We start from the raw sequence: 16,452 nt of genomic DNA on the forward strand, positions 1-16,452 counted from the left end.
GCATCGAAGGATCATCCTAAGACAAAGTTAACCACGACGCATCGCCGTCCCCGCGCTGGTCTGCGGATTTGCTGGGGATTTGCCTCAGCCGAGCGATCGCGTGGCGGAAAATCGCGCCGCGTGACCGCGATGACTTGAGCAATGCTTGCCCGGATCTCGCGCGTCCCGGGCCCCGCGCCCGCCCGACAAGCGCCGCCGCGCTGTCGCGAATCTGCCGTGCTTGGCGTGCCAGATGTTCTCGGCTAGAGCCGCCGCGGGAAAGCGAAGGTTGGCAGATCCTTGACCTCCGGTGCACGAACGTCGGACGTCCTCACCGTGCTGGCGAGCCAGGAGGGCGAGCGCCTCACCGTGGGCGACATCGTCGCGGTCCTGCGGGACCGTGCCTTCGCGCTGCTCGTAGTCCTGCTGGGGCTGCCGAACTGCCTGCCCATGCCGCCGCCGATCCCGCTGATCTGCGGCCTGCTCCTGCTCCTCGTGGCGATCCAGATCGCCGCCGGCATGTCGGCGCCGTGGCTGCCGCGGATGCTCCTCGGCCGCTCGATCGCCCTGTCGGACGTGCGGCGCGCCGTCACCCGCGCGGTGCCGATCCTGCGCCGCCTGGAGCGCTGGTCGCGCCCCCGCGTCAGCGTGTTCGAGACCGCGCTCGGCATGCGCGGCATGGGGATCGTCCTTCTGGCCCTGGCGCTGGCGCTGATCGTGGCCGCGCCCATTGTCGGGCAGATCCCCCTCGGTCTCGCCGTCTGCCTGGTCGGGCTCGGCCTGGTCGAGCGCGACGGTCTCGTCGTGTTGGGCGGTCTCGTGATCGGGATGTTCGGCGTCGCCATCAACGCCGGCTTCGCCTACGCGGTGATCGCCGGGATCGTCGGCCTGCTGAACCTCTGAGGCCGCGCCTCAGAGGCGGTAGCGGATCTGGTCGGTCCAGAAGCGCTCCAGGCGGGTCAGCGCCAGGTTCAGGCGGCTGAAATCCTCCTCGGAGATCCCGCCGATCGGCGTGATCGTCCGGGCGTGCTTGTCGTAGAGCCCCTGGATGATCTCGTGGACCTGACGGCCCTTGTCGGTCAGGCTGATCCGGACGGAGCGCCGGTCGGTCTTCGAGCGGGCGTGGTGGAGGTAGCCGGCCTCGACCAGCTTCTTCACGTTGTAGGAGACGTTGGAGCCCAGGTAGTAGCCCTTGGTCCGCAGCTCGCTCGCGGTCAGCTCCTTGTCGCCGATATTGTACAGGAGCAGCGCCTGGACGCTGTTGACGTCCTCGCGGCCGCGGCGCTCGAACTCGTCCTTGATCACGTCGAGGAGCCGGCGATGCAGCCGCTCCACGAGGTGGAGCGCCTCGAGGTAGGACCCCTTCGTGGAGGCGGCCTCCTCGGGGGCCTCGACCTGCGCGACTCGGGCGTTCTGGGTCTTCATCTCTGCCTCGCCATCCGATGGACCGGCACCCGTTCGATGCGGCGCCGTTGATGATGGCTAAGCTAGGGCTCGGGAATGAAAGGCGATTTAAGCGACAGGATGAATTCGCGATTTACTCTTCGCGGTAAAGACAAACTGAATGAAGATGAGAACGGTTCGTTCACCGTGCTTCCTGCGCCGCCAACCAGGACAGCAGGAAGTACAACGTCACGACGCACCCTCCGAATACGAGCAGCGGCACCGATAACGGCAAGAGTTGCGGTGTCAGGACAGCGAGCGTGATCGCCGACGTGACGGCGAGCAACCAGATCACGCCGCCCCAGGCGCTCGTCAGCCACAATCCGATCGCCGCCGCCGCGTCGATCACCGCGAAGTAGACGATCGCGGCCTGCCGGCCGAAGGGTTCGGCCTCGAAGGGACGGACGCCCGGCAGCACGTCGAGGATGGTCGCCCAGGCGAAGACGCTCTTCAGCAGCCAGACGAGGGCCGTGAGCCGCATGAACCAGATCAGCACCGTGTCCCACGTGCCGGGGGCCGGCCCCTGCGCGCGCTCGATGCGGTCGCTGGGGATCCCGCCCGGCCTGGGTGCCTTGCGCCGGATCGGAAGGTAGCCGGGCACTACGGAGGGCTCGCGAAAGTGAGGGGCCGGTTCATGGGGGAAGGGCCGGGATCCTGATCGATCGGACGGGGCGTCGCCGGGTTGAAGCGGTTCCGCCGTCCTGCGTCAACGGTCGGGTTTCGTTGCGCCAGTTCGGTGTGGTAGTCGAACGCCTCCGGCGCACGAGCGCCGCGCGATCCGCGGCGTGGTCCGCGCGAACGGTAGCGAAGCCGCATGTCAGACACCCTGCCAGAGCCGCGCCCCCTCGCCGTGGAGGCCGCCCGCGAGGGCGCCCGCGTGGAGGGTCTGAAGATCACCCAGCGCCCGCGCCGGAACCGGAAGGCCGACTGGTCGCGCCGCCTCGTCCGCGAGCACACCCTGACGGTCGACGACCTGATCTGGCCGATGTTCGTGATCGAGGGCGAGGGGCGCCGCGAGCCGATCGCCTCGATGCCGGGCGTCGAGCGCCTCTCGGTGGACGAGATCGTCCGCGACGCGGAGCGCGCCGCGAAGCTCGGCATCCCGGCGGTGTCGTTCTTCCCCTACACGGAGGTGTCGCTGCGCGACCCGACCGGCTCGGAGGCGTTGAACGCCAACAACCTCGTTTGCCGGGCAGTGCGCGCCGTGAAGCGGGCCGTGCCCGAGATCGGGATCATGACCGACGTGGCCCTCGATCCCTACACGAGCCACGGCCACGACGGCCTGATGAAGGACGGCGCGATCCTCAACGACGAGACCGTCGCGGTCCTCGTCGAGCAGAGCCTGATCCAGGCCGAGGCCGGGACCGACATCATCGCCCCGTCCGACATGATGGACGGGCGCGTCGGCGCGATCCGCGCCGGCCTCGACAAGGCCGGCTTCCTCGACGTTCAGATCATGGCGTACGCGGCGAAATATGCGAGCGCCTTCTACGGGCCGTTCCGCGACGCGATCGGCACCAAGGCGGCGCTCGTCGGCGACAAGCGCACCTACCAGATGGATCCGGGCAACTCGGCCGAGGCCCTGCGCGAGGTCCGGCTCGACCTCGACGAGGGCGCGGATTCGGTGATGGTGAAGCCGGGACTGCCGTATCTCGACATCATCCGCCGGGTGCGGGACGAGTTCCAGGTCCCGACCTTCGCGTATCAGGTGTCCGGCGAGTACGCGATGATCGAGGCGGCCGCCCGCAACGGCTGGCTCGACGGCGACCGGGCGATGATCGAGGCGCTCCTGGCGTTCAAGCGCGCCGGGGCCGACGGCGTCCTCACCTATCACGCGCCGCGGGTCGCGGAGCGCCTGCGCAGCCATCCGTGAAGCGCGGGCACCGCTGGCTCCTCGGGGCGGCGGTCGTGGTCGGATTCTTCGGCGGTCTCGCCGCCTGCCAGGATACCCTGCGCCGGGATCGCGTCGCCACCTGCCGCCGGGCGCTGCCGGCGGTGGCGCCGCAGGGCGGGATCCGGCTGCTGCGCGCGGCGCCGGGGCCGGGGGCGAACTCGGTGCGGGTCGACTACGCCGACGGGAACCGGCAGCACTGGCTGACCTGCCGTTTCGATGCCGGCACGACCCTGGTCGCCCTCGCCACCGAGGCGAGCACCCTGTCGGGCCCGGCGCTCTACATGCTGAAGCGCTTCTATCTCGACACGCCCGACGCCGCGGCCGGTGACCCGGCCGGGCGCTGAGGAGCGGCCGCGCCTCCGGATCCCCTTGCGGGGCTCGCGGCCCGCACCCACCTTCACGTCCGCAGCCTCGCTTGCAGGACGCGACACCATGCAGAACCCTCAACCCGGATACGCGCAGCGCTTCGAAGCGCCCGGCTACGCCACCTCGCTGCCGATCCCGTTCGTGCGGGCGAGCCTCGGCGGCCGGACGGTCGCCTATCTCCTCGATATCCTGTTCATCTTCGGCTTCACGGCCCTGCTGACGCTGCTGATCACCGTCATCGGCGTGGTCACGTTCGGCCTCGGCTGGACCCTGTTCGCGGTCCTGCCGGCGAGCGGGATCATCTACAGCGCCATCACCGTCGGCGGGTCGAAGCAGAGCACGATCGGTCAGCGGATGATGGGCCTGCGGACCGTCGCGCCCGAGAGCGGCGCGCGGGTCGACGTCATCACGGCCGCGGTCCACGCGCTGCTGTTCTACGTGGCGATCTCGACCTTCCTGCTCTGGTGCGTCGACATCGCGTTCGGGCTGATGCGCGCCGACCGGCGCCTCGGGCACGACCTGCTCCTCGGCCTGGCCGTCGTCCACGCGCGCTGAGCGACGATTCCGCTGATGAAAATCTGACGCTGCGACCGGTCGGGCCATTGAGCCTCGGCCGGTCGCCTGTACACTGGCATGCCGGCGCCGAGAGGATGAACCCGGCGCAGGGTCTGTGAGAAGCGTGACCAGCCATCCGCGCGACACACCGCAGTTCTACCTCACCGCCCCGTCGCCGTGCCCCTATCTGCCGGGGCAGGAGGAGCGGAAGGTCTTCACCCACCTGGTCGGTCGTCGCGCCCGCGACCTCAACGAGATCCTGACCCAGGGCGGGTTCCGGCGCTCGCAGACCATCGCGTACCGCCCGGCCTGCGAGACCTGCCGGGCCTGCGTCTCGGTCCGCGTCGTGGTCGACGAGTTCGAGCCGAGCGCGAGCCAGAGGCGGATCCTGGCGCGCGGCGCCGACTGGGTCGGCACGCCCGAGCCGAACCGGCCGGCCTCGGAGCAGTACGCCCTGTTCCGCCGTTACCTCGACGCCCGGCACGGCGACGGCGGCATGGTCGACATGACCGTGCTCGACTACGCCATGATGGTCGAGGACAGCCACGTCGACACGCACCTCGTGTCCTACCGGCGGCACGGACCGGACACGGCGATCACCGGCCGCGGCTCCGGCCCGCCGCTCGCCTTCTGCCTGACGGACGTCCTCTCCGACGGGCTGTCGATGGTCTACTCGTTCTACGATCCGGCGGAGGCCGCGCGCTCTCCCGGGACCTTCATGATCCTCGACCACATCCGCCGGGCCCGCCGGCTCGGCCTGCCGTATCTCTATCTCGGCTACTGGGTCGAGGGCTCGCGCAAGATGGACTACAAGTCCCGCTTCCGCCCGCAGGAACGCCTGATGGGCCAGGGCTGGGTCCGGATCGACTGAGCCGCGGCCGGCCCGCGTCCACACCCGTTGCCGTCTTGACATGGCCGATGCGCATTGAGCGGCCGGGCCGGCGCATGCTACCGGCCTCGCACGCATTCCGGACCGTGTCGAGGCTCCCATGATCCCCCGCTACAGCCGCCCCGCGATGACGGCGATCTGGTCGCCCGAGAGCCGCTTCCGGATCTGGTTCGAGATCGAGGCCCACGCCACCACGGCGCTCGCCGAGATCGGCGTCGTCCCGAAGGAGGCCGCCGAGACGATCTGGGCCAAGGGCAAGGACGCGGTCTTCGACGTCGCCCGCATCGACGCGATCGAGGCGGTGACCAAGCACGACGTCATCGCCTTCCTGACCCACCTCGCCGAGATCGTCGGCCCCGAGGCGCGCTTCGTCCACCAGGGCATGACCTCCTCGGACGTGCTCGACACCTGCCTCAACGTGCAGTTGGTGCGCGCCGCCGACATCCTGATCGCCGACGTCGACTCGCTCCTCGCCGCCCTGAAGGCGCGGGCCTTCGAGCACAAGCTCACCCCCACCATCGGCCGGTCGCACGGCATCCACGCCGAGCCGGTGACCTTCGGCTTGAAGCTCGCCCAGGCCTATGCCGAGTTCGAGCGCAACCGCCGCCGCCTCGTCGCGGCCCGCGAGGAGGTCGCCACCTGCGCGATCTCCGGCGCGGTCGGCACCTTCGCCAACATCGACCCGCGGGTGGAGCAGTACGTCGCCGAGAAGATGGGCCTGACCGCCGAGCCGGTCTCCACCCAGGTGATCCCGCGCGACCGGCACGCGATGTTCTTCGCCACCCTCGGCGTCGTCGCCTCGTCCCTGGAGCGGCTGGCGATCGAGATCCGCCACCTCCAGCGCACCGAGGTTCTGGAGGCGGAGGAGTTCTTCTCCGAGGGCCAGAAGGGCTCTTCGGCCATGCCGCACAAGCGCAACCCGGTGCTCACCGAGAACATCACCGGCCTCGCCCGGATGGTGCGCGGCTACGTCACTCCGGCGCTGGAGAACGTCGCCCTCTGGCACGAGCGCGACATCTCCCACTCCTCCGTCGAGCGGATGATCGGCCCCGACGCCACCGTCACGCTCGACTTCGCCCTCGCGCGCATGACCGGGGTGATGGAGAAGCTGCTGGTCTACCCGGCCACCATGCAGAAGAACCTCGACCGGCTCGGCGGCCTGATCCACTCGCAGCGCGTGTTGCTGGCGCTGACCCAGGCGGGCGTGTCGCGGGAGGATTCCTACCGGCTGGTCCAGCGCAACGCGATGCCGGTCTGGCGCGGCGAGGGCGATTTCCTGGCGCTGCTCAAGGCGGATCCGGAGGTCGCCGCGGCACTCCCGGCCGAGCAGATCGAGGCCTGCTTCGATCTCGGCTACCACTTCAAGCACGTGGACACGATCTTCGGGCGGGTCTTCGGCGACCGCTGAGCATCCCGCACGATTCCTGCTTGGGCCCGCGAGCGCGGGCCTGAGACCTCGGGCCCGCGACGAACACAGGACAGCTCTCCGTGACCGCTCCCCGCATCGTCTACCTCAACGGCCAGTTCCTCCCCTACGAGGAGGCACGGGTGCCGATCATGGATCGCGGCTTCCTGTTCGCGGACGGCATCTACGAGGTCTCGGCGATCATCGACGGCAAGCTCGTCGACAACGCCGCGCATCTCGCCCGCCTCGACCGGTCGCTGGGCGAGATCGGCATCCGCAACCCGCACGACGCGGCGGGCTGGGAGCGGCTGCAGACCGAGCTCGTCGCCCGAAACGGCGTCGTCGAGGGGCTCGTCTACATGCAGGTCACCCGGGGCGTGGCGGAGCGCGACTTCGCCTTCCCGAAGGCCGGCACCGAGCCGACCGTGGTGATGTTCACGCAGGCCAAGACCGTGCTCGCCAACCCGCTCGCCGAGAGCGGTGCCCGGGTGATCACCGTCGAGGACCTGCGCTGGAAGCGCCGGGACATCAAGTCGGTGGCCCTGCTCGCGCAGGTGCTCGCCAAGCAGCAGGCGGCCGAGGCCGGCGTCGCCGAGGCCTGGATGGTGGAGGACGGCGCGGTCACCGAGGGCTCGTCCTCGACCGCGTTCATCATCGGCCGCGACCGCGTGCTCGTGACCCGGCCGCTCTCCACGGCGCTCCTGCCCGGCATCACCCGGGCCTCGGTGCTGCGCCTCGCCCAGGAAGCCGATCTGCGGATCGAGGAGCGACTGATCCCGGTGGAGGAGGTCTACGCCGCGCAGGAGGCCTTCTACACGAGCGCCTCGGCCTTCGTGATGCCGGTCGTCGAGATCGACGGCCGCGCGATCGGCGACGGCCGGCCCGGTGCCCTGACCCGGCGCTTGCGCGAGCTCTACATCGAGGCTGCTCGCCAGGGTTGAGCCAGCCGGCTCCCGTCCACAGGACGGAGCCGCGGCCCCGAAGGACGACAGGAACGGATCCCGTCTCCGACTGTTCCTCCCCGAATTCGTGTCTCGAACCGGGGAGGCCCTCGTGCCGAACAAGACCCTGCTCGCCGCCTGCGCGACGACCCTGGCGGCAACGCTGGCGGCGGTGCCCGCCCGCGCCCAGACGACCGGACCGGCCCCGACGCCGCCCGAGCGCGTGCGCCCCAACGCGGACGCGCCGCCGCAGGACCAGTCGCTGAGCGACAAGCTCCAGAAGAACGACGGGGTGATCAAGCCGCCGGATTCCGGCACGACCGGCACCGTGGTGAAGCCCGATCAGTCCGGGACCATGCCGGTGATCAAGCCCCACGAGCTGCCCGGGCGGGCCCCCGGCACCGAGGCCAAGTAGGTCGCCTCCTACGGTGCCCGGCGGGCCGCCATGCGGTCCGATCATGCGGCCCCTTGCTTGATTTCGCTGCCCGGATCGCGGAAACGGCTCACGACGTGCGCCGCCTGCACCCGTGGGCGGCGCCGTCCCGGTTTCCGTCGCGGGTAAGCAGGCAGGCATGGCCAACGTCGTCGTTGTGGGCGCCCAGTGGGGCGACGAGGGCAAGGGCAAGATCGTCGACTGGCTCTCAGAGCAGGCCGACATCGTGGTCCGTTTCCAGGGCGGTCATAATGCCGGCCACACGCTCGTCATCGACGGCGTGACCTACAAGCTGGCGCTGCTGCCGTCGGGCGTGGTCCGCGGCGGCAAGCTCTCGGTCATCGGCAACGGCGTCGTGGTCGATCCCTGGCACCTGATCGACGAGATCGAGCGCATCAAGGCGCAGGGCGTGGACGTGTCGCCGTCCTCCCTGAGGATCGCCGACAACGCGACGCTGATCCTGCCGCTCCACCGCGAGCTGGATCATTTCCGCGAGACCGCCAATGCCGGCCTCAAGATCGGCACGACCAAGCGCGGCATCGGGCCGGCCTACGAGGACAAGGTCGGCCGCCGGGCGATCCGGGTCGTCGACCTCGCGGATCCCGACGCGCTGCCCGCGAAGATCGAGCGCGTGCTCACCCACCACAACGCTCTGCGGCGCGGCCTCGGGATCGACGAGGTGAACGCCGAGGCGCTGCTGGCCGAGCTGAAGGCGATCGCGCCGAAGATCCTGCCCTTCGCCGACACCGTCTGGTCGCTGCTCGACGAGGAGCGCCGGGCCGGCAAGCGCATCCTGTTCGAGGGCGCGCAGGGCGCGCTGCTCGACGTCGACCACGGCACCTACCCGTTCGTGACCTCGTCCAACATCGTGGCCGCGCAGGCGGCGACGGGGTCGGGCCTCGGCCCGGGGGCGATCGGCTACGTGCTCGGCATCGCCAAGGCGTACACGACCCGGGTCGGCGAGGGGCCGTTCCCGACCGAGCTGCTCGACGAGATCGGCGAGACCATCGGCAGCCGCGGGCGCGAGTTCGGCGTCAACACCGGGCGCAAGCGCCGCTGCGGCTGGTTCGACGCCGTGCTGGTGCGCCAGACGGTGCGGACCTCCGGCATCCACGGCATCGCGCTGACCAAGCTCGACATCCTCGACGGGTTCGAGGAGATCCGCGTCTGCACCGGCTACATGCTGGACGGCCAGCCGATCGACCATCTGCCGGCGAGCCAGGCCGCGCAGGCCCGGGTCGAGCCGGTCTACGAGGTGATCCCGGGCTGGTCGGAGACGACTGCGGGTGCCCGCTCCTGGGCGGACCTGCCCGCGCAGGCAATCAAGTACGTCCGCCGGATCGAGGAGCTGATCGGGGCGCCGGTGGCGCTGCTGTCGACCTCGCCCGAGCGGGACGACACGATCCTCATGCACAACCCCTTCGAGGATTGACGCTTCGCGCTATCCCGTTGACGACGCGTGTTTTCGGCGGCCCTGCCTGTATCCAGTCCGCGCGGGCTTGATCTAGAACGGGCTGGTGGCCGGGCGGTCCGTCTCGCGATCCGCCCGCCGTCTCGAAGGCAACCGGCGCGCGGGCCCTGATTCGCGCGGCGGGATACGACAAACCGGCCGACGGCCGCGACCGGACCTGTCGGGCGGGCGCGGACCTCGGTCCCCGGCCTCCGACCGGCGTCGCCGGACGGCGGCCGAAGGGGCGGACCAGAGTATCATGGCCGATTACTACCCGCTTCTGGCCCGCGCGCTCGATGCGCTGCCGGACCGAACGCCCGCCCTGCGCAAGGCGGTCTACGACCGCGCGCGCAACGCGCTGATCAGCCAGCTGCGCTCCCTCGACCCGCCGCTGTCGGAGGCCGACATCGATCTCGAGCGCCGGGCGCTCGACGCCGCGATCGAGCGGCTCGAGGTGGATCACGGCGGCCTTCCGGCGCCCGCCAACGATGCTGTGCGGGCGCCCGAGCAGCCCGCGGCGGTCCAGGCCGTTCCGGATTCCGTCGCACCCGAGCCGATCGTGCCGGCGGCCACGGAGCCGGAGATCCCGGAACCGTCCCCTCCCGAGCCGGGAGCCGGACCGATGCCGGCGCCCATCCTTCCGCCCGCGAAGCCGCCCTTCGCGGTGGCGGCCCGCGAGACCGGTTCGGAGGCCGACGCCGGGCCGCGCGAGGCGCCGATCGCGATCGGGCCGCCGCGTCCGGGCACGGCGCCGGCGCCCGCGTCCGACACGATCCAGCCGGTGGCCGAGTCGTCGGCCGCGGAGGCGCCGGCCGCCGAGGATGCGGACGCCGAATCCGCCGCCGACGGTGCCGGCGGGCGTCAGCGTCCGCGGATCGAGGTGGTGCCGCCGCGGACCGGTCGGTCCCGCGTGCTGCGCAACGTCTTCGTGGGCGGCGTGTTGGCCGTGGTGATCGGCCTCATCGCCGTCGCGGCCTTCCTGCTCCGCGACCGGCCGCAGAACCTGCCGTCGAGCGGCGCCGAGACCGCCGACGCGCAGCAGCCGGAGGGCGACACCAAGTTCGGCGACCGGGTCGGCGGCGACGCGGCGCCGGCGCCGAAGGTTCCGACCCGCGTCGAGAGCGGCGCGCCGCCGCGGAATGCGGCCGCGCCCGCCGAGACCGGCGTGGCCGTCGCGCAGAGGGCGGAGCTCGTCGAGGAGGCGTCGGGCGCCGAGGGCGGTCAGCCGACCGTGACCGCGGGGCGGGTCACGTGGCGGCTCGAGACCGTGAACGGCGATCAGGGGCAGCCGGTTCAGAACGCCGTCGTCGCGACGGTCACCATTCCGGATGCCGGCCTGACGCTGGTGATGACCATCCAGCGCAATCTCGACGCGACCCTGCCGGCCTCCCATACGGTGAGCTTGGCCTTCAGCCAGAGCGGCAGCACCGGCGCGTCCCGCACCGTTCAGGATGTCGGATTGCTCCAGGCCAAGGACGAGCAGAGCGCCCGCGGTTCGCCCGTCTCGGGGCTTCCGGTCCGCGTCCGCGACAACCTGTTCCTGATCGGTCTGTCGTCGCTGCAGAACGACGTCGAGCGCAACACCGACCTGCTCCTGCATCGGAACTGGTTCGACATCGCGCTGCGCTACACGTCGGGCCGCCGGGCGGTGCTGACCTTCGAGAAGGGCGCCGCGGGAGCTCAGGTGATGCAGAGCGCCTTCGACGCCTGGCAATAACCGCCGGAGGCACCGCGATCCGCGCCTGATCGCAGCGAACACCCGGCGCGGATCGCGCGCCGGGCGTATCGTTAGCGGGCCTCGATGCCGGTCCGCGGCAGCTCGCGGCTCGCGATGTTGCGCTTCACCGCTTCCTGCACCTTCTCGAAGGCGCGGACCTCGATCTGCCGGACGCGCTCGCGGGAGACGCCGAACTCGCCGGAGAGGTCCTCCAGGGTGATCGGGTCCTCGGCGAGGCGCCGCGCCTCGAAGATGCGGCGCTCGCGCGGATTGAGCACGCCGAGGGCATCCTTGAGCGCGGAGAGGCGGTTCTGGCCCTCCTGCTCGCGCGCCAGCACGGTCTCCTGGCTCGGGCTGTTGTCGACGAGCCAGTCCTGCCACTCGCCCTCGCCCTCCTCGCGCAGGGGCGCGTTGAGCGACGTGTCACCGGACAGGCGCCGGTTCATGTCGATCACGTCCTGCTCGGGCACGCCGAGGCGGGTCGCGATCTGCTTCACTTGGTCGGGCTTGAGATCGCCCTCTTCGAGGGCGGAGATCCGGCCCTTCGCCTTGCGCAGGTTGAAGAACAGCTTCTTCTGGTTCGCGGTCGTGCCCATCTTCACGAGCGACCAGGAGCGCAGGATGTATTCCTGGATCGCCGCCTTGATCCACCACATCGCGTAGGTGGCCAGACGGAAGCCCTTGTCGGGATCGAAGCGCTTGACCGCCTGCATGAGGCCGACATTGCCCTCCGACACGACCTCGCCGATCGGCAGCCCGTAGCCCCGATAGCCCATGGCGATCTTCGCCACGAGGCGCAGGTGCGACGTCACGAGCCGATGCGCGGCCTCACGGTCGCCGGCGTCCCGCCAGGCTTTCGCCAGCGTGAACTCCTCCGACGGCTCCAGCATCGGGAACTTGCGAATTTCGTCGAGGTAGCGCGAGAGGCCACCTTCGTTGGCGAGCACGGGCAGCGTACCGGCCATGGCATTCTCCTGGACTTATGTCCCCCTGTCGGGCGGACGCGACGGACAACAGTGCCGTCCACTCGGGCCGCTCTTGAGCCGACCCTGCCGGCCCCCCATCTCGTACGGGTCGCCGGGGAGCCGGTCGCGGTCGATGACACCCACGTCGTCAACAACGCGCCACCGGCGATTTGGGTCGTACCATGTCACGATGTGACGCGGTACGGGGTGACCTTTCGCACGCCACGGCGGCCCGGTTACGCGCGCGGCGCGCCGTCCGCCTCCGCCCGGAGAGCCTGCACCAGGGCGGTGATGTCGGGCGGGAGCGGGCTCTCGAATCGCAGTGTCGCGCCGGTGCGCGGATGGCTGAACCCGAGCAGCTCCGCGTGGAGCGCCTGTCGCCCGAGCGCCGCGAGAGCCGTGCGGGCCTCAGGCGTCAGGCGGGCCGCCTTGGTCCGGAAGGCGCCGCCATAGACTGCGTCCCCCAGCAGGGGATGTCCGCGGTGGGCGAGATGCACGCGGATCTGATGGGTGCGGCCCGTCTCCAGCCGACAGCGCACCAGCGCGGCCTCACGATACGCCTCGGCCACGGCGTAGTGGGTCACCGCGTGGCGCCCGCTCGCATCGGAGACGACCGCGATCTTCTCGCGATGGAAGCGCGACCGGGCGAGGTTGGCCTGGATCGTGCCGGCCCGCGGCTGAGGCAGGCCCCAGGCCACAGCGGCGTAGGCGCGTTCCAGCGGTCCGGACCGGCCGTGATCGGCGAACTGGGCGGTGAGGCCCTGATGCGCCGCGTCGTTCTTCGCGACGACGATCAGGCCGCTTGTATCCTTGTCGAGGCGGTGGACGATGCCGGGGCGCCGGACGCCGCCGATCCCCGACAGGCTGGCGCCGCAATGGGCGATCAGCGCGTTGACCAGGGTCCCGCTCTCGTGGCCCGGGGCGGGATGGACCACCAGGCCGGCCGGCTTGTCGATGACGATCAGGTCGTCGTCCTCGTAGACGATCGGCAGCTCCGCGGCCTCAGCAACCGGCTCGGCCGCGGCCGCGGGGGGCACTGTGAGCACGATGTGCGTGCCGGCGGTGACCTTGCTGGCCGGATCGAGGGCAGGGCTCCCGTCCCGCTGAACCTGCCCGGCGCGGATCAGGTCCTGCAGCCGGGCCCGGGACAGATCCGGGAACAGCGCCACCAGAGCCCGATCGAGCCGCACGCCTCCCTCGGCCACGATGCCGGCCCGCTCATCCTGCACATTGTCCACCACGATCCCTGTCGGCTCCCGAATTTTCCCGCGGCGGCGAATTTCCTGACGAAGGCACTTGCTCCGCCGCCGGGTGCTGGCTATAGCAGCCCCGCGCCGCCGGAAAGCTCCCATCGTCTAGCGGTCTAGGACGTCGCCCTCTCACGGCGAAAACAGGGGTTCGATTCCCCTTGGGAGCGCCACCGGCGCGTTTTTCTTCAAATCTGCCAGTGGTTCACCGGAAGTGGAACCCGAACCCGCCTCCGCGGTGGGACCACGCCGCCCCTCGGCGAAGCGTATCCAGGCGCTGTCGGCAAGCCCCGCGCGCTGCGCCTCTCGCGTGTAGCGCTCGACCAAATCCAGCGTCCTATGGCCCGTCACGGCCATGCGATCCTCCCTCGGTGTCGCGGACACAGGAAGACCATTTCGCGGTCCTCTCGGCTTGCTCGGGCGTAAAATGGCCCAATGCCGAGTGGATGCGTTGCCGATCGTAGTAGCCCTCGATGTAGGCGAACAGATCGCGCCGCGCCCCATCTCGGGTCGCCCATCGTCGCTGATGGACGAGCTCGACCTTGAGCGTGTGGAAGAAGCTCTCCAGCGGGGCATTATCGTGAGCCCCAAGCCCTGCGGCTCATCGACGGCTCCGCCCCCATACCGGCGAGCTGTCTCCGGTAGGCCTCGGCCGCGTACCGGCAGCCGCGATCCGAGTGGCAGATGAGCCCGGCGGCCGGCCGCTGCCGCTGGGCGGCCATCATCAATGCCGCTACGCTCAGCTCGGCGCGCATGTGATCGCGCATCGACCAACCGACGATCTTGCGCGTGGCCAGATCGAGGACGGTGGCCAAGTACAGCCAGCCCTCGCCGGTCGCCAGGTCGGTGATATCGGCCAGCCAGACCGCGTCGGGTCGCGCGGCTGAGAAGTCCTGCTCGAGGAGAGTGGGCGCGATGGGGAGATCGTGACGGCTGTCAGTCGTACAGGGCCGGAACCGACGCCCCGCCAGCGCACGGATGCCATGCCGGCGCCGCCCGCCCGCGGCTGACGGACCGGCCCTCAGCTCGCAAGGCGGCATGCACGCGTGGGGCACCATAGCGTCGGTGGTGAGCGGCATGAATGCGCCGGACGTCGTCCAGGAGTTGGCGATTGGAGGCCGAGCGGTCGCTCTCAGGCCATGACCGCCAACTGTCGAAGCCGCTGGGTGAGACTCCGAGCACGCGGCACATGAGACGCACCGGCCAGGTCCGCGCATGCTGCTCGACGAAGGCGAAGGTCACTTGAGCATCTCCGCGAAGATGCCGATGGCTTTCTTTTTAATACGTCGCGCTCCATGCGCCTGCGGTCGAGCTCCCTCCGCTGTCGGGCGATCTCGGCGGCCTGATCGGACGCGGACGCCACTGGGCTTGGTGGCGAGGCGCCCGTCGATCCAGCAGATTGCGGGCCGGGTCAGGTCCCGTTCAGCGTGGCGCGCCACTGCCTCAGCATCGAGCGCTGGATCCCAAGCTCGGCCGCGACCTGCATCTACAGCCGGCCGCTGCTCTCCAGCAGGGCGACCGCTTCGCGTTTGAACTCGGGCGTGAACTCTCGTCTCGTTTTCGCCAACCGACACCTTCCCCGCTCAACATGAGCGTATCGGAGGTGTCCGCGACGACGAGGGAGGATCATCGATGGCCTCCCACACGATTGCGAGCGGCATGTCGTGGCCATCCGGCGCCCGCACACGGCCTTCGAACCTAAGGCGAATGGGACCTATAACCTGTGGCTGCGCGATGCCAGGGCAGCCGGTCCCCTGAGCTGATCTTGGCAGACGGGATGTTGTCGAGTTGCTCTGCTGCTTCTGGCGGCTCACGGGTGAGTGCCGCCTGATCACACGGGCCAATATCCTTGACCCGGCCCGCATCGCGCGACGACGTTGTGGATGCAGCCGAAGCCGTATGTGTGGCTCGCCCAGCAATCGTTGAGAACATCGATCCTAAGCCACCTCTGGCAGCGGCGGATCGAAGGCGACCATCACTGGATGGAAGGCGTCGATCAGATCGGTGTCCAGGCGACCGGCCATCAATCGCAGGATATTGTAGGCCGCTCCGCCCGACAGCGGCGGTCGGTAGGGACGCTGCTCGATCAGCGCGCCGTAGATGTCGCAGATCGTCACCAACCGGACTAGATCGGGGATCTCGGGCGCCCGCAGGCCGTCCGGGTACCCGGAGCCGTCCAGCATCTCGTGATGTGAGCGCACGACCTGCAGCATCTCCCGCGAGAAGCCGCTGTCGACCAACATGTCGTAGCCCAGCGCCGCATGCGTGCGCATCACCTTCATCTCCGCGTCGGTGAGCCGGCCGGGCTTGTTCAGGATCGCGGGTGAGATCCGGGTCTTGCCGACGTCGTGCAGCAGCGCGGCCTTGGTCAGACGGTAGCCGTCGAGATCGGCGAAGCCCAGCTTGGTCGCGAAGGCGGCCGCGATGCCGGTCACCAGCAGGCAGTGCCGATGCGTCGCCTCATCGAAGCGCTGCACGGCCCGGATCCAGTGGCGAACGCCGCATTGCTGCACGGCTCGGGCGATGAGCCCCGTTCCGACGCTCGCACACTGGGGCGTGACCGTCTGGCCGGAGAAGAAGGTCAGGTCGAAGAACTGCCGGGCTTCGTCCGCCATCCGGGCTGCAGCGACGGAGCCACCAACTTCCTGTAGCCGGTCGATGCGGTCCAGCAGCCGCTCGAGCACGGACACGGCCGGGAGGATATCGGTCGGGCCGAGGAGCCGCGCCTGCGACTCGGCGCGAGCGGCGTTGCCGTGGGTCAGGAACAGGAAGGGGGCGCCGGCATCGCGCAGCGGCTCCAGCATTCGCCGCAGGCGCTGAGTCGCCTCCGAGGAGAGCCGGGCGACGTCGCCGACGATCAGGTCCGGCTGGTCCGACGGCTCGGCGTCGTCATAAAGGTCGTGGACAGTGCAGTGCCGGGTCGGACCGAGCGATCGCGCGAGGCGTCCGGTCCGGGTCAGGTCGTCGGTGATCAACAGCAGCCTGCCCATGCCGGCCTCCGTCAGATAATGGGCCGGTTCTATGTCCGGCCCGAAGTCGCAGGCCCCGTCAAAGGGCGGCAGGAAACCGCTGTGCCGTGTCGACGAGGCCCCGCGCGGTGTTCGCGAAGCTTTGTGCCGTGTTGGCGAGGCTCTCCGCCTCGATGACGAAGCCGCGCGGAGCTTGACG

The 16,452-nt window shown here is 70.0% G+C and carries 15 protein-coding genes, 1 tRNA gene and 1 pseudogene; 11 read left to right on the forward strand and 6 right to left on the reverse strand.

The window, feature by feature from the left end; translation table 11 throughout:
• Positions 1-279 precede the first annotated feature (279 nt).
• Positions 280-882, forward strand: coding sequence for an exopolysaccharide biosynthesis protein (locus MOTC310_RS13800; protein WP_331293331.1), 603 nt, complete (start codon positions 280-282; stop codon positions 880-882).
• A 9-nt stretch (positions 883-891) separates the two neighbouring features.
• On the opposite strand, the gene ldtR is transcribed toward MOTC310_RS13800, so the two are convergent.
• Together ldtR and MOTC310_RS13810 are read right to left on the reverse strand one after the other, a co-directional pair.
• Positions 892-1,404 (reverse strand): transcriptional regulator LdtR, encoded by a 513-nt coding sequence (gene ldtR / locus MOTC310_RS13805; RefSeq protein ID WP_331293330.1) that lies wholly within the window; start codon positions 1,402-1,404, stop codon positions 892-894.
• 160 nt (positions 1,405-1,564) lie between these two features.
• A complete protein-coding gene (locus tag MOTC310_RS13810) occupies positions 1,565-2,023 on the reverse strand; it encodes a DUF6163 family protein (RefSeq protein WP_419539897.1) in 459 nt (152 codons plus the stop codon).
• Positions 2,024-2,236: 213 nt separating this feature from the next.
• On the opposite strand from MOTC310_RS13810, the gene hemB reads away from it, so the two are divergent.
• The 9 genes from hemB (at position 2,237) to MOTC310_RS13855 (ending at position 11,072) form a co-directional block, all read left to right on the forward strand.
• Positions 2,237-3,295, forward strand: coding sequence for a porphobilinogen synthase (gene hemB, locus MOTC310_RS13815; protein ID WP_331293329.1), 1,059 nt, complete (start codon positions 2,237-2,239; stop codon positions 3,293-3,295).
• Positions 3,292-3,660, forward strand: coding sequence for a hypothetical protein (locus MOTC310_RS13820; protein ID WP_331293328.1), 369 nt, complete (start codon positions 3,292-3,294; stop codon positions 3,658-3,660). The genes hemB and MOTC310_RS13820 overlap by 4 nt, the downstream gene beginning before the upstream one ends.
• Before the next feature lie 88 nt (positions 3,661-3,748).
• A complete protein-coding gene (locus MOTC310_RS13825; protein ID WP_331293327.1) occupies positions 3,749-4,237 on the forward strand; it encodes an RDD family protein in 489 nt (162 codons plus the stop codon).
• A gap of 124 nt (positions 4,238-4,361) precedes the next feature.
• A complete protein-coding gene (locus MOTC310_RS13830; protein WP_273561831.1) occupies positions 4,362-5,108 on the forward strand; it encodes an arginyltransferase in 747 nt (248 codons plus the stop codon).
• A gap of 118 nt (positions 5,109-5,226) precedes the next feature.
• Positions 5,227-6,534: an adenylosuccinate lyase gene (purB, locus tag MOTC310_RS13835; RefSeq protein ID WP_331302155.1), complete on the forward strand. Its 1,308-nt coding sequence runs from the start codon at positions 5,227-5,229 to the stop codon at positions 6,532-6,534.
• Positions 6,535-6,614: 80 nt separating this feature from the next.
• Entirely contained in the window at positions 6,615-7,472 is an 858-nt protein-coding gene (locus MOTC310_RS13840; protein ID WP_331293325.1) for a D-amino-acid transaminase, read from the forward strand.
• Between the two features lie 112 nt (positions 7,473-7,584).
• Positions 7,585-7,887, forward strand: coding sequence for a hypothetical protein (locus MOTC310_RS13845; RefSeq protein WP_331302156.1), 303 nt, complete (start codon positions 7,585-7,587; stop codon positions 7,885-7,887).
• A gap of 157 nt (positions 7,888-8,044) precedes the next feature.
• Positions 8,045-9,337: an adenylosuccinate synthase gene (locus MOTC310_RS13850; protein ID WP_331302157.1), complete on the forward strand. Its 1,293-nt coding sequence runs from the start codon at positions 8,045-8,047 to the stop codon at positions 9,335-9,337.
• A 277-nt stretch (positions 9,338-9,614) separates the two neighbouring features.
• Positions 9,615-11,072, forward strand: coding sequence for a histidine kinase (locus tag MOTC310_RS13855; RefSeq protein WP_331302158.1), 1,458 nt, complete (start codon positions 9,615-9,617; stop codon positions 11,070-11,072).
• Between the two features lie 71 nt (positions 11,073-11,143).
• Here MOTC310_RS13855 and rpoH read toward each other — a convergent pair whose 3' ends face one another.
• Positions 11,144-12,037, reverse strand: a complete 894-nt coding sequence (gene rpoH, locus MOTC310_RS13860) for an RNA polymerase sigma factor RpoH (RefSeq protein ID WP_331293322.1) — start codon at positions 12,035-12,037, stop codon at positions 11,144-11,146.
• Positions 12,038-12,273: 236 nt separating this feature from the next.
• Entirely contained in the window at positions 12,274-13,278 is a 1,005-nt protein-coding gene (locus MOTC310_RS13865; RefSeq protein WP_331302159.1) for an RluA family pseudouridine synthase, read from the reverse strand.
• Between the two features lie 103 nt (positions 13,279-13,381).
• Here MOTC310_RS13865 and MOTC310_RS13870 point away from each other — a divergent pair.
• Positions 13,382-13,457, forward strand: a tRNA-Glu gene (locus tag MOTC310_RS13870).
• 164 nt (positions 13,458-13,621) lie between these two features.
• On the opposite strand, the pseudogene MOTC310_RS13875 reads toward MOTC310_RS13870, so the two are convergent.
• Together MOTC310_RS13875 and MOTC310_RS13880 are read right to left on the reverse strand one after the other, a co-directional pair.
• Positions 13,622-14,851, reverse strand: a pseudogene (locus MOTC310_RS13875) (IS3 family transposase).
• A 370-nt stretch (positions 14,852-15,221) separates the two neighbouring features.
• Complete coding sequence (locus MOTC310_RS13880) at positions 15,222-16,274, reverse strand: HD-GYP domain-containing protein (protein WP_331302160.1); 1,053 nt, start codon at positions 16,272-16,274, stop codon at positions 15,222-15,224.
• Positions 16,275-16,452: the final 178 nt, after the last annotated feature.

The organism is Methylobacterium oryzae, assembly GCF_036441375.1.
GTDB lineage: Bacteria > Pseudomonadota > Alphaproteobacteria > Rhizobiales > Beijerinckiaceae > Methylobacterium > Methylobacterium oryzae_A.

Bases quoted from the DNA above. Each gene is read 5' to 3' on its own strand.
- purB (WP_331302155.1), top strand. From the start codon at position 5,227: ATGATCCCCCGCTACAGCCGCCCCGCGATGACGGCGATCTGGTCGCCC.
- hemB (WP_331293329.1), top strand. From the start codon at position 2,237: ATGTCAGACACCCTGCCAGAGCCGCGCCCCCTCGCCGTGGAGGCCGCC.
- MOTC310_RS13880 (WP_331302160.1), bottom strand. From the start codon at position 16,274: ATGGGCAGGCTGCTGTTGATCACCGACGACCTGACCCGGACCGGACGC.
- rpoH (WP_331293322.1), bottom strand. From the start codon at position 12,037: ATGGCCGGTACGCTGCCCGTGCTCGCCAACGAAGGTGGCCTCTCGCGC.
- MOTC310_RS13855 (WP_331302158.1), top strand. From the start codon at position 9,615: ATGGCCGATTACTACCCGCTTCTGGCCCGCGCGCTCGATGCGCTGCCG.
- ldtR (WP_331293330.1), bottom strand. From the start codon at position 1,404: ATGAAGACCCAGAACGCCCGAGTCGCGCAGGTCGAGGCCCCCGAGGAG.
- MOTC310_RS13850 (WP_331302157.1), top strand. From the start codon at position 8,045: ATGGCCAACGTCGTCGTTGTGGGCGCCCAGTGGGGCGACGAGGGCAAG.
- MOTC310_RS13825 (WP_331293327.1), top strand. From the start codon at position 3,749: ATGCAGAACCCTCAACCCGGATACGCGCAGCGCTTCGAAGCGCCCGGC.